This window comes from Roseobacter sp. FCG-D35, assembly GCF_033436665.1.
Classification (GTDB): domain Bacteria; phylum Pseudomonadota; class Alphaproteobacteria; order Rhodobacterales; family Rhodobacteraceae; genus JAWQFO01.
Genome location: NZ_JAWQFO010000001.1, coordinates 230,879 through 243,366, shown reverse-complemented (window position 1 = coordinate 243,366; position 12,488 = coordinate 230,879). Strand labels below are relative to the sequence as shown.

General features: G+C 58.0%; 13 protein-coding genes. 7 read left to right on the top strand and 6 right to left on the bottom strand.

The features are described 5' to 3' along the window. Nucleotides 1–116 precede the first annotated feature (116 nt). The 3 genes from R5H30_RS01135 to R5H30_RS01125 are packed head-to-tail and all read left to right on the top strand — an operon-like array spanning nucleotide 117 to nucleotide 4,247. Nucleotides 117–2,819 carry an autotransporter family protein gene (locus tag R5H30_RS01135; RefSeq protein WP_318326146.1) on the top strand — a complete coding sequence of 901 codons (2,703 nt, stop codon included), beginning with the start codon at nucleotides 117–119 and terminating at the stop codon, nucleotides 2,817–2,819. 38 nt (nucleotides 2,820–2,857) lie between these two features. After that, on the top strand, nucleotides 2,858–3,886 hold the full coding sequence (locus R5H30_RS01130; RefSeq protein ID WP_318326145.1) for a L,D-transpeptidase: 1,029 nt from the start codon (nucleotides 2,858–2,860) through the stop codon (nucleotides 3,884–3,886). A 52-nt stretch (nucleotides 3,887–3,938) separates the two neighbouring features. After that, the gene (locus tag R5H30_RS01125) at nucleotides 3,939–4,247 is read left to right on the top strand and encodes a hypothetical protein (protein WP_318326144.1); all 309 of its coding nucleotides are present in this window, start codon (nucleotides 3,939–3,941) and stop codon (nucleotides 4,245–4,247) included. 166 nt (nucleotides 4,248–4,413) lie between these two features. Here R5H30_RS01125 and R5H30_RS01120 read toward each other — a convergent pair whose 3' ends face one another. Then, nucleotides 4,414–4,968 carry an ABC transporter permease family protein gene (locus tag R5H30_RS01120; RefSeq protein WP_318326143.1) on the bottom strand — a complete coding sequence of 185 codons (555 nt, stop codon included), beginning with the start codon at nucleotides 4,966–4,968 and terminating at the stop codon, nucleotides 4,414–4,416. 128 nt (nucleotides 4,969–5,096) lie between these two features. Between R5H30_RS01120 and R5H30_RS01115 the strand changes: the two genes are divergently transcribed. Next, nucleotides 5,097–6,089, top strand: a complete 993-nt coding sequence (locus R5H30_RS01115) for a LacI family DNA-binding transcriptional regulator (RefSeq protein WP_318326142.1) — start codon at nucleotides 5,097–5,099, stop codon at nucleotides 6,087–6,089. 200 nt (nucleotides 6,090–6,289) lie between these two features. On the opposite strand, the gene R5H30_RS01110 is transcribed toward R5H30_RS01115, so the two are convergent. Further along, a complete protein-coding gene (locus tag R5H30_RS01110; RefSeq protein ID WP_318326141.1) occupies nucleotides 6,290–6,988 on the bottom strand; it encodes a Cap15 family cyclic dinucleotide receptor domain-containing protein in 699 nt (232 codons plus the stop codon). 146 nt (nucleotides 6,989–7,134) lie between these two features. Here R5H30_RS01110 and R5H30_RS01105 point away from each other — a divergent pair, with 146 nt between their 5' ends. Both R5H30_RS01105 and R5H30_RS01100 read left to right on the top strand, forming a co-directional pair. Further along, entirely contained in the window at nucleotides 7,135–8,244 is a 1,110-nt protein-coding gene (locus R5H30_RS01105) for a cyclic GMP-AMP synthase DncV-like nucleotidyltransferase (RefSeq protein WP_318326140.1), read from the top strand. Next, entirely contained in the window at nucleotides 8,232–8,945 is a 714-nt protein-coding gene (locus R5H30_RS01100) for a hypothetical protein (RefSeq protein WP_318326139.1), read from the top strand. The genes R5H30_RS01105 and R5H30_RS01100 overlap by 13 nt, the downstream gene beginning before the upstream one ends. A gap of 85 nt (nucleotides 8,946–9,030) precedes the next feature. On the opposite strand, the gene R5H30_RS01095 is transcribed toward R5H30_RS01100, so the two are convergent. Continuing rightward, the gene (locus R5H30_RS01095; protein ID WP_318326138.1) at nucleotides 9,031–9,810 is read right to left on the bottom strand and encodes a hypothetical protein; all 780 of its coding nucleotides are present in this window, start codon (nucleotides 9,808–9,810) and stop codon (nucleotides 9,031–9,033) included. 298 nt (nucleotides 9,811–10,108) lie between these two features. Then, nucleotides 10,109–10,600 carry a hypothetical protein gene (locus tag R5H30_RS01090; RefSeq protein ID WP_318326137.1) on the bottom strand — a complete coding sequence of 164 codons (492 nt, stop codon included), beginning with the start codon at nucleotides 10,598–10,600 and terminating at the stop codon, nucleotides 10,109–10,111. A gap of 43 nt (nucleotides 10,601–10,643) precedes the next feature. On the opposite strand from R5H30_RS01090, the gene R5H30_RS01085 reads away from it, so the two are divergent. Next, a complete protein-coding gene (locus R5H30_RS01085; protein WP_318326136.1) occupies nucleotides 10,644–10,853 on the top strand; it encodes a hypothetical protein in 210 nt (69 codons plus the stop codon). Nucleotides 10,854–11,249: 396 nt separating this feature from the next. On the opposite strand, the gene R5H30_RS01080 is transcribed toward R5H30_RS01085, so the two are convergent. After that, a complete protein-coding gene (locus tag R5H30_RS01080) occupies nucleotides 11,250–11,468 on the bottom strand; it encodes a hypothetical protein (protein ID WP_318326135.1) in 219 nt (72 codons plus the stop codon). Then, nucleotides 11,449–12,078 (bottom strand): AAA family ATPase, encoded by a 630-nt coding sequence (locus R5H30_RS01075; protein WP_318326134.1) that lies wholly within the window; start codon nucleotides 12,076–12,078, stop codon nucleotides 11,449–11,451. Before R5H30_RS01075 ends, R5H30_RS01080 begins: the two co-directional genes overlap by 20 nt. Nucleotides 12,079–12,488 lie beyond the last annotated feature (410 nt).

Sequence of the window (12,488 nt, the reverse complement as noted above, 5' to 3'; positions counted from 1 at the left end):
CAACGATGTGGTGCGGCGCAAGCACTAAAGGATGGAAATACACCCTGTGCGAGAAAATGGTTGGCAAACGCCGATCTCGAGTAGAAAGCTAAAGCAGATTGCCTGGAGAAATCAGAATGCTGACCGCAAGTTTCCCGAAATCCTACGTTTCCAGCGCACGGCTGCTCGCTCTGGCACCGGTGACCCTCGCGCTGAAAGTCGCCTTCATGGGCTCGACGCTTCTCGTCCCTGCTGCGGCGGTGGCGGATGGCTGCAATCCTGCGCCACCGGCAACTGGCCCCATTACTTGCAGCGACAGCATCTCGTCGGGTGTGGTCAACTTCAGCTACGGCGGATCCGGAGTTCAGGACGTCGTGGTCAACAGCGGAGACTTCTTTGGGATTGCCACCAGCAACGGCGATGACAGCGCGATCGTCAAGGGAGGGAACATCAACGGTCTGACCGCCACCGGCGGCGATGACGTGTTCTCGGTCGAGGGCGGTTTTGTCGATACGCTGAGCACCGGAGACGGTCAGGACACGATCTCGGTTTCGGGAGGCTTCGTGCAGAATGTATTCGGCGGCGGAGGTTGGGACACGTTCAACATTAGTGGAGGTACGGTCGACACCCTCCGAGGCGGGTCCGGTGAAGAGTTCGTGACCATCAACGGTGGAAGCCACAACGAAATGTTTGGCGATGCGGGCAATGACACTTTCCAAGTGAAGGCCGGGAGTGTGAACGGAATCACAGGTGGTGACGGTGACGACACGTTCGATATCAGTGGCGGCAATGTCGGCGATCTGATTGGCAGCGATGGTCGAGACACGTTTAACTTGACGGGTGGTACGATTGACAACGTATCCGGCGAAGCTGATCTCGACTTGTTCGTCCTGAACGGCAAGGCCAAGCTCACAGGAATGATCGACGGCGGCGGCAGCGCTTCTGACAAGCTGGCACTTACTTCCAGCGGTACGCTGGACGGATCGAAAGTCATGAGTGTCGAAAGCCTTGACGTCAGGAAAGGCGCCGACTGGACACTCAGTTCCGACGCAACCTTCTCTCAAGGTTTGGCGGTTCTCGGCGACCTTACCCTGCCAGGCGCCACTACGATGACCGTGGGAACTTTGGCCGTGGCGGATGGCGCCGGTATGATCCTCAACGGTAATCTCACCTACAACCAGACGCGTGCGGCGATACTGGGGACGCTCTCCGGTAATGGGACTATTGTAGAAGGGAGTGGCGGCCGGGTAATTTTGGGAGCAACGGGCGTGGTGAGGCCCGGCAGTTCCATTGGAACATTGACCCTGGATTCTTCTGTATTGGTTTCGAACAGAGGTGCTCGCCTCGTATCCGAGATCGACCCCACGGCCGCACAAAACTCCGACACCCTTGTCGTCACAGGACCAATCACAAGAGCGGAGAACCTGACCATCGAGGTCGTGCCCCTGAACAACAAGGGCTACACGGCGCAGCAATATGTAGACGGCAACAACTACGTTCTTATCGACGGCTCCACGATGGACGGCGCCCCGGACCTGGTCATCGACGGAAAACTGCCAGCTCTCCTTGACGCGCGATATGTCAAGAACCCCAAGGCAACCGGCGACGCGGTGCTCAAGTTCGACCTGATCCCGACCCAGCAATTGGGCACAACGGTCATGTCACCCAACCCCAACCACACCAATGTCGTCGGCGCTGTTGGTGCCACCGCTGCAGGTAATGCCGGCAGTGGTGGTGGCGGTTCCGGCGTCGGCGGTCCGGATCCGATCGTCCTGACGAACGGCACGACCCTGACCAATGCCGTGAATACGCTCACCAACAACCAGGTCGACCGGTTTGGAGAGGTTCATGCCGAACCCTACTCGTCGTACTTGACCGTTGGCCTCGAACAGCAGGATCTGATCGCCAACCAGGTGCTCGACAACGCAAGCGGGATCGGGTTCCCGATCTCCGGCGGGAGTTTTGTCGGCGGTGTGCAGCCCGAGGCGCGCACGGACAGGCGGTTCTGGTTCAGCGGAACGGCGACCCGTGGGTCCGTCGACGGCGAAGACGGCCTCGGCAGCTTCGACTATGACATCTACAACGTGCTTGTCGGGCGGGACTTCTACGAAGACCCGGATCGGACGGCGGGTGTCTATGCCGGGTTCGGCTTTTCCAGCATGGACGAGCATGACCAGATCGACGCGGAGTTCGACAGCCGCAGCGTCAGTGTCGGCCTTTATGGTCGTTACCGGCTCGACAACGGCGTCAATTTGAGCGGCGTGTTCGGCTACACCTACAGCAAGACCGATGCCGAGCGCGACAACCCCGATGTCGGCGCCTTCACCGGCGGCACGGCCGAGGCCGACTTCCACAGCCACGCGCTTCTCGCAGGGGCGAAGGTTCACAAGGACTTTGCCTCGAGTGGCTTCGTGCTCACGCCGACGGCCTCGATGACCTATTCCAAGATCTGGCAGAGCGAAGCCGAGGAAGGTGGCGGCGGCGACTTCAATTACGACATCGACGATGCGCAGGCGGACTCGCTGGTTACGGCCATCGGCTTCAACGTCAAACGTCCCTTCGTGTCGGGTGACCGGACATGGGCGCCTGTGGCCTTTGCCCGCTACGAGTTCGACTGGTTGGCCGACAACGACCGCGAGCACGACGTGGTGGCCACCAGCCCGATCTTCGGCTCCTTTGACCAGGTCGGTCAGAACCGCGGCGAAGAGGGCATCCTGGTCGGCGCCGGTATCAGCTTCGAGAAAGGGGATACGATGGGGTGGGGCATCGGTTACGTCTTCGAAGACCGTTCGAACGGCGAAGAGCATTCGCTGGCAGCCAACCTCAGCATGCGGTGGTGAAGCAAATGCGGGCAATCATTCCGAAGGGACGTGCAGCAATGCCACTGACACGGCGGCAGACCTTGGGGGCGATGGCGGCAACCACCGCTTTCGGAGCAGCCGTCGTTGCCGAAGAAATGGCGGTCGACATCGAAAAGATGCTGCCGGGCGAGTTCACCTGGCATCCCGAGCGGTCGCCTGAAGGCCCAGTGGCCGTCATCGTCTCGCTTCCCGAGCAGAGGGTGCATGTCTATCGCAACGGCATCCGCATCGCGGTGTCCACCTGTTCGACCGGCAAGCCGGGGCATGAGACGCCGACGGGCGTGTTCACGGTTCTACAGAAAGACAAGCACCACCACAGCTCGACCTACAACAATGCCTCCATGCCCAACATGAATCGGTTGACCTGGGACGGTATCGCGTTGCACGCCGGTAATCTTCCCGGCTACCCGGCCTCGCACGGCTGTTGTCGGCTGCCGCTGGAGTTCTCGCAGAAGCTGTTCGAGGTCACCCACCTGGGCACGCCGGTTATCATTGCCGGGGCGGCAAGTGACCCCTGGAGCTTGGTTCATCCTGGACTGTTGCTGGGCCACGATGGTCAGGACATCGAAACGTCCGCTGTAGAGGCGCTGGAACTTCGCAAACAGCCCGTTGACTGGGAAGACGCACGCGCGCATCCCGTCGCGACCGTTCTTGTCACTGGCGGAGACCGCGCGGTCTCGGTGATCGAAAACGGCGAGGTCATCGCGCGCGGCGATCTTACCATCGACGGACCACCCGATCTCGGTGAACACGTCATGGTCGTCTCAGGTCTGGCAGAGATGGGTGGGCTTTATTGGCATGGCGTCACCCATCACACTGACCCGGCAAGCCCGCTTGCCGCCGAAGAAACGATCCTCGAGCGGATCAGGATCCCGCGCGACATTGCTGCATTGATTGGCGACCGCATGCATTTCGGAATGACGATGGTCATCTCGGATCTACCGAGCACTCCGGACCGAATGTCGGGAACAGACTTCGTCATTCTCGACGCACCGATCCTCCAGTCGCCCGTGCCGCCGGCACGCCCCGAAACGTCGAAGGGATAGGCCAAGGAACCTGGCACGCCGACAAACGCGCCGCCATTATGGGAAGATCTCAATGAACAAAGCACTCGTCGCAATACTTTCGCTCGTCGTTGGTATGGTCCTCGGTTACATGGGATCCGCGGCAATGATCGGCGGCGCTGCCGGAGCGGGCATCGCGGTCGGCCTCTCTTCCGGCATCTGTGCTGTCACCCGCGCGGCCGAAGAGGAAGGACTGCTTACGACCGATCAGATTGACCAGGTCATGCAACGCGCTGCCACGGATCTCGCGGAACTATCGGGCAATACGGCCGAAGGCGAGATCAGCAATACATCTGAGTCCTGCGATGCGGTCTTTGAGAAACTGCGTGCCGGGCAGGAATAGCACGCGACCACCTTTGCGGTGACTCGTTAGCGATGAAGCCGACATTCGCTACATCGAATGCAAAGGTCCGCAAAGGGCCGTCCGCGGCATCCAGCAGAAGGGGCGGGGTGCTGCTATTGGTTGTGACTGCTAATGGATTGGCCAACAATTGCAAGAACGGACATTCTCACTTCTTGATCTTGCGACACAAGTCGACGATGGCTGGCAAACCGCTGCTGCGTGGGTCTACAGTTGGCGAAGTGACGGCGGCTTTGGATTGGAAGTGAAACTGAAGGTTTCTTTGCCGGGAGTTGACCGCGTGGTCGCGGAAACGATCGTCGAGCGCGGCCATTTCGCCGGGATGAAAACCGGGGAGGACAACCAAGAGCACTGACGCCACCGCAAGTGCGATGGCATTGAAGCGGCTCAGCCGGTCCACCCGGCGAAGATAGGCTGAAGCGGCAAGACCGAGGACACCGAGGCCCTGCCAGAACGGGGACGCAAAACCCCACTCGATATTGCGCCCCCACATAACGCGTTCGTAATTCCGGAAACCGACGAACTCTTTGGCGTCCGGGTTGAACGCGACCGCCAGAAGGTTCCAGTCGTGGAGGCTGATCCAGAAGCCCCGGAAGAACGGATAGACCAGGAAAAATCCGTAGGTAATCAGGAAAGGCGCCAAAAGAAGCCATGCCGCCTGGGTCTGGCTCATTCGTTTGGCTGATGTCTTGGGCTCCTGCATCCTCTCCTCCCCGAAAGTCTGCGATTCTTCTTGTGCTAAAATTATTAGCAATATTTATTAGCAAGCGGCAAGAACAATCTTTTTTGATCGGCTAAAGCATGGCAGAATCAGCTAAATCCCGCGTCACAATGAAAGATGTCGCCCTGAAGGCAGGGGTTTCGCAGTCGACAGTGTCCTTCGTTTTGAACGGACTTGAAGACATGCGGATCAGCCGTGAGACGCGCAAACGTGTGATGGAAGCTGTCGAGGAACTCGGCTACCGGCCGCGCGAAGCGGGGCGCCCACCAAAGGCCGCAGGAGCGGGCGTGATTGGTCTTATGTTCGACGAGATTGCCACCAGTCCTTTCGCAGCGATATCCATCGAAGGGGTTCAGGAGGCCGCGTGGAAAGCGAGCGTCATCGTCGAAGTCGTCATGACGGGGGGCGATACCGAATACGAAACCGAAGTACTGAAGAAGTGGTCCGGTGACAACGCGATCGGCGTCATCTACGGCTCGATCCTGACGCGCGAACTCACGGCTCCAGAGGGGTTGGGGCGTCACCGGGCGGTCTTGTTGAACTGCAACGATGCGGAACGGCGCTACACTTCCGTTGTCCCTGCGGAACGCCGGGGAGGGGAGGTCGCGACGGCCACACTCATCTCCGAGGGCCACCAACGTATCGCGTTCATTTCCGGTGAACCCTGGATGGAAGCGTCTGACCAACGAATGGAGGGCTACGAAAGAGCCTTGCGGGCGGCGAGAATTCCGGTCGATCCGTCGCTCATCGTCGAAGGCAACTTCCTGCCGTCGGGCGGTAGAGCCGCAACACTTAAGCTCATGCAGGAAGGACGGAAACCGGATGCCATCTTGTGTGCGAACGACCTAACGGCCGTTGGCTGCTATGAAGCCCTCAAGGAACTGGGCGAGATGCCCGGAGAGACTGTCGCCGTTATGGGTTATGACGATCAAGAGATCGCGCAGCATCTTTCGCCAGCGCTCTCAACGGTTCTGCTGCCGCATCGTGAAATGGGTCAATGGTGTGTTGAGCAGCTCCTGTCCGAAGACCTGGCATCGATCCAGGAACGGATGGAATGTCCGTTGGTACTTCGGCGATCGCATCAAACTCTGCGTTCACAATAGCTACGTTTCCAGCAGATCCCACAGTTGAGACGAATGTCTCGTTTCGGCAAGCTGCACTGCGGCGATGAAGGATTGTTCAATGACCGCTCTGGGCCGTCCGCGGCATCCAGCAGAAGGGGCGGAAACTGGACCTTCGCTTCACGCTCAACGAATGGCTGGTTGAGTATGCCCCCGCCGTCTGCCCAAGACGCAAAGTCACACTATTTCGCGAGACTTGACTTGTGCTCTTGCGCATAAAGCTGGAGCGACTTTTCGCGGCTCCCCTTCGCTGTCACCTTTGAAAGCTCCAGGATGCCAGCCGTGTTACGTCCAGTTCGCCAGGCGCGCCTCGTCCAGTAGGTCCCTTCTGCACGGCGATAGTTCTCGGTTACCAGTTCGAGGTCCGCGGCGCCGAGGTGCGCCTCCTCGTCGGTGATCGCGTGGTTTGGTGTCTGCTGCCGATAAACATATGACAGATGTATCCGCCCGGTATGCTGGTTCCTCCAAGGCTTCGCGGTGATCGAAAAGGAGTCTCCGTTGGTGGAACTCAAACCAGCTCTAACCTGCAATTTGAAGAGCGAGTTAGTGAACCTCACCGCCATTGCGTCCTGTTGCTCCGGCAAGTCGTGGAGCTCCTGCTCCGTCGTCCTGTCGTCGGATTGCGCCGCCTCGACTAACCTCTTGATGGTCAGCCAGTTGGAACGCGTGCTACCTACCCAAACTCCGTTCAGATCGGGGAACCAGTCGTTCAGCTTCGGCATCCAGCGCCACAGGATGCGCCAAGGTGCCCAATAACCGGTCGGACCGAAGAAGCCGCCGAGGATGAGCAGCACCCCGAGAGGCAGGTAGCGAACGACAAATCGATCCGGTATCGGCACCCCGGTCAATCGCTGCACTTCGTCGGCGTAGACGGCGAGCATCGTGACAAAAGTGAGGCCTCCCCCGATCCATTTCCAAGGCAGTAGCGGGTACACGATTCGTTCTCCGATTCGAAGTCTGGCTTTGACCCTTGAATGATTGAGCCGAACACCCCACATTTAACCCCACGGCAGAGTGAGGGCGCAATATGTATGGTTTCTCGAAGCAGATTTCCAAGTTCCATCAAGACTACGTTAGGCTGACGAATGACCAGCGGGCCAATATGCGGCGTCGGCGCGAAACCAACCTTAGCCGGATCCAGAAGGGGCTGGAAGAGACCAAAAAACCGTCCCTTGCCGAGACCATCAATCAGGGTGGTTATGCGCAGAAAACCATGACGCAGCCTCCGGAGAACGACGAGGAGAGCCGCTACGACATTGATCTTGGTGTTGTGTTCGAAGAGGACGATGCCGCCGGGCCGAGGACGACCCGTAACTGGGTCAGAGACGCCATCGCCCGCAAGGCGACCAATCTCCAGAACGACCCCGACACAAAGAAAAAGTGCGTCCGCGTCTTATACGCGGACGGGTATCAGTGCGACTTTCCTGTCTTCCGCCGTAAATGGTCCGAAGTGGGTTGGAAGTACGAACTGTCGTCGGGCGACGAATGGGTCGGTTCTGATCCTGCCGCCATGAACAAATGGATTGAGACGACAGTTTCGGCAAAGAGCCCGGAGACGTCTGGAAGCTACCAGGTTCGTCGGATCATCCGGCTGGGCAAGTTCTTTTCGAAGACCCATTCAAGCCGGCTGAACCGGAAATTCCCCGGCGGCCTTGTCGCCACTGCCCTCTTCATCGAAGCCTACGTTTCCGCGGAATGCCGTGACGACGAGGCCTTCCGGGAGACGCTGCGGGCGCTGTCCAACCGGTCCAAGTATTCGCCGGTTTACGCCAACGGCATTCAAGTCTCCGACGAAAAGGACATCGATCGGATCGCGCGTCTGATCGATCAGGCGAAAGAGGCGGTCAAGGAGCTCGACAAGCTCGACGCCGACGACGTCGCCGAGACTCATGCCAATGAGGTCTGGAAGACTGTCTTCCGCCACAGCTTCTTCGCAGAAGAGACCAAGCAAGCGGTAAACAGTGCTTCTGCCCCCATAGAGAAGAAGAGCGCGCTGGGGGCAGCGGGATTGGCCGCGCCGTTCTTGGCCTCGCAGGCTGCGGCTGCCCTCTCGGAAAGCGAGAAGCATTCACGGATGGAAGCGGCAGTGAGTGCCCGGCAAGAAAGCGGCAGTGGCGGCAAACCTTGGTCGAAGTGACGATTTCGGACAAATTCTATTCTGAGGTCCAGCAAGCGGTAGCCAAGCATCAACCAGAGCTATCCGTTGCGAGGACAGACCTGTTCATAGTTCTTGAGGGACAGTTCTTAGTCTACGGTGCCGATGGGCCGACAGACACCCACATTGGCGTGTTTGACTCCTACCAGATCAAGGCAGGGGTTACGGCGAACTTCCCAGAAGAAGAGCCAGTGGTTTTCGAAGAAGGCGACCGTATTCCCCGGACCGCAGACCGTCACGTCTTTCCAAAAGACGGAAATTGTTGTTTGGGTGTCTGGGAAGAGTGGCTCTTAACCGCCCCGGATCACCGGTTCGCGACCTTCCTGACTGGACCGATGCACGATTACTTTGTCAGCCAGACGTACTACGAGGCCCACGGTACGTGGCCCTTTGGTGAAAGGTCGCACGGAAAGCTCGGTGTCTTAGAAGCATACGGGGATATTTTGAGACTTCCCCCAGACGAAAAGACTATCGCGGATTACCTGCGGCTACTCTCACGACAGACAATCAAAGGCCATTCATTATGTCCATGCGGGAGCGGGTGGCGCCTTCGTAAATGCCACTGGGACGACCTCGAATACCTACGCCGAATGATACCGCCCGTCATTGCCAAGAGAATGCATCACACGATTGCCCACATGAAAAATCTTGACAGTCTACCAAATCGTGTCGCCGAGCTGTAAGCTGACCTTCACATTGCACCAAACGAAAGTCAGCTGAGGGCCGAGCTACCACGTTCAGATTGAATAACAATAAGCCAAGGCACATTCATGATGTCGTGGCTTGGTCCTGCGCCTCATGCCAATCTGCTATTTTCTGGCAAAGCAGCCCGATCCACATTTCCAAAAACAGCACCTTTGTCTCGCCGTCCGGTGTAAATGAGGGATGGTCATCTTCGTCCATCTCCCAAGTGCCAAGGTACTCGCCATCCCTCGTTACCACCGAACCGTCATCGCATAGGTTGATCTTGAACCGATATGGCTCAGACAAATGTTCTTCGGCAGTGGCGATTGCCATATTGGCAGCGGTTGCCTTATCGGTTTCCATTCCACAGCCGATAACCTTGCCGTAGCTTTTTGCCGCCCACTCAAAGAATAGGTGGCGCTCACCGGCTTCATTTGATGTTACTTCGTCAATGTGGATCTCGACGCCTTTGTGCTCGATGTAAGTTTTGATCCTTTCCGGTCTTTGCGTTGGCGCCGTGCGCCCTCTTACCCATCTCCGTTGCGCTGACAACGCGTCGAAGAAGTCTCGACCCGATGTATTCACATCGCGAAGGTGAAACTTCTGTTCGGGTTCGGTTTTAGCGTCGCCCGGAGAGATCGCCTTTCCTTTTTTCCAAGGTGGCGTCGAGTTCTTGGAAGCCGCATTAATCTGGCGCTTCACGCTTTCCGGGAAAAAGGCCGTACTTGGCGACACCTGATCGGCGAAGACTTGTGCCGTGCCTGCTATGACCGGCATTCGCCCGAGGCTTTTCTGCACGCTTGGTACCGAAGTGTTGAACTCGGGCGCATAGGCCCGAATGGCTGCGCTTTCATACTCGTCCATGTCTTCGTAGGCGCAGGGCGCGAATGCCATAGACCATGGAAGCGACGTGTCTGGGATCCTGTGATAGGCGCGCCCCAGACTATCGATAGATCGTTGGCTGAGTTGATTGCTCTGCCCGATGTACACCACACGGTCGGCGCATCCAATCATATAGATGCCGGTATGAAGCCAAGAACACCCAAGGAGCGACGAAAGCTCGTCGTGGCGATTTCGGAGAAACACCTGCCGTTTCCAAAGATGGAAGAGCGCGCTGCTTGTTAGCATAATGACCCCAAGAAATCATAACGGACGACAAAGTTTAAGCGATCCTATCGCAGCTTTGAAGGCCAAGGAAATTGTCAACGAGCATGACTGTGGTCGTGATCGAGATCTTCTGAGGTGAGACGACTGTGGCGAAGCGATCTGTACATTTGAGGTGCCAGAACTTGGCTTTTTCCAATTTTGCGCGTGCAGCGAATGACCAGTCTGGTGAAGCTGCGACGCGGCGCTCCACGTCAAGACGGAGGTCCGCTCTGGGCCGAAGACGACGCGTTTGCAAGTTTATCAGCCCGACGACCAGAACGGCCGGAACCTTGAGACCGACGGTCGATACAAAGACGCCCGGACAGATGTTGACCGCCCGCTGCGCCTGATCGTCGAGGGCGGCCCTTACCGCCGTGAAGGACTTGGGCGTGAAGACGACGACCGGGAACTTCTCGCGGAAGCGCGTCGTCTGGGTTGCGATCAGCGGGTTTTGGATTCTCGAGTCAAACCTTTGCCAATTTTTTCCGATTACGGTGGATAGGTCCAATCTCCCGTTAGAACCAACGTTGGTTCTAACAAAAAGGGACCCCATGACTAACGAGAATCCGACAATCGATCCACAACAACTGGCAAAAATGGAGGCCGGAGCGAACGCAACGCTGGAGTTTGCCAGCACGTTCAAAAAGGGCGAAAAACACGCTCTTCAAAGCAGATCCGAGGGCCCATGCGGCGAAGAAAAACCTCAGGAACGCGAGGGGCCGAAATCTGGCAACGAACGTGCTCGGGACCATTACGCCTGACGAGCTGAAAGGGGCGACAAAAAGATTTGGGTCGGCCGTGATCTTCTGCAACTCATCGAGGAGGCGGGATCGGATGACGAGGTCGTGCGTCAAATGGGGTTCTGGAAAGAGAGAGCCATTCAGGCTGAAATGGAACGCGACAAAGTGAAGGGGGAGTTGCAGGTGCTCCGCAGACCATTCTGGCGGAGGTTTCTCCCTTGGTATCAGCAACCCGTTGCCGTTTGAAGAATGGCGCTTTGCAGGGTGCTACAGCCAACGTGAAAGGTCTCTTGTCCACGCGATCTCAACCCGTAATCCTTGCGAACCGCCATGACTGGCGGTTCGACGGAGCGGGAACAATTTGGGTGCTTTTTTGCGCAGCTGCGCACCTACGCAGCTGCGTGCGCGCGTAGCTAACTAAGCAAGGCCGAGATGAAGCCTGACCGCCAGTTCGCAGAGTGCTTGATGCGTGGTTTCCTCCGCAAAGGCTCTTTGCCTGAGGGCAGCGTATGTCTCGGCGTCGAGGACAAGTGAAAGCCGCTTTGACGGCCCTGACTTGTCCTGCATCTGGCGAGCGCTGTTGTCGGGGGGCTCGGTGCCGAGAATGCCGGCGAGATCAAATGGTGGTTTGGCCATTGAGCACCTCCTTGATGAATTCCCAGGTTGCAGCCAGTTCCGTCTTTGCCTTTGCGTCACCGCCTTCAATTGCCGAAAGACCGGATACATCGGTCTCGGCATGCACGACCCGGATCATGATATCGGACGGGGCAAGGCGTCCGTGCTGCGCAAGCGCGCGGGCGGCCTCGAGCGAGATCTTGGTTCGTGCCGTTTGGCACAACACAAAACAGTACTCGGCTTGTGCTTTGCGTGCAGAAGCAAGAGTTGTCCGGACGGCTCTCAGGTCCGTCGGCGAGGGTCTCACCGGCACCACGACGAGATCTGCAAGTTTCATTGCGTCCAATAGCCAGTCTTCAGAGGTCGGCGGCGTGTCGATGAACAGGTAGTCCACACCATGTTTGCGCGCGGCTTCGATCGTTCGAGCCAGTTCCGTAGGCTTCGGATCTCTGGCGGGCATTACCGGTTTCTGAGCTTCGCGTGCGTCGTACCGTTCCCGCAGCGAGCCCTGCGGGTCCATGTCCATCATCATCGACAGGCCGCCATCCTGAGACGCTGCAACAGCCAGGTTTTTTGCAAGCGTCGTTTTGCCGGCTCCGCCTTTACGCGAAGCAATCAGTATGGTCTTCATATCTCCGCCTTTGTTTCAACGTGGTTGCGGGGATACGCAGGTGCGCATGTGCGTGCGCAGTCTTTGCCACGGTTGAACCTGTCTTTCTTCATTATTCACTCCAGATTTCGTTCGGAACCGGGAATGGCCCCGCGAACAGGACGTGTGTTCGACCGACGGTCCGAGAAAATTTTCCCCACCTTTTTTTCGGCCACCTGGAGGCTGGGTGAGACCTGGCACCCGCACGCACGCACGCACGCAGCTACGCAACTGCGCAGGTGCGTACGCAACTTGTGGGTGTTTTCGGCGCGCAGTTCACGATGAACATGGCGGCCTGCAATCTGGCCAGGCTACCGAAGCTCTTGGCAGCGTGACAAATGGAGCGCCCCAAACTCGGTGTCCGCCGCCGATGCCGCACAGAACCGACCTCA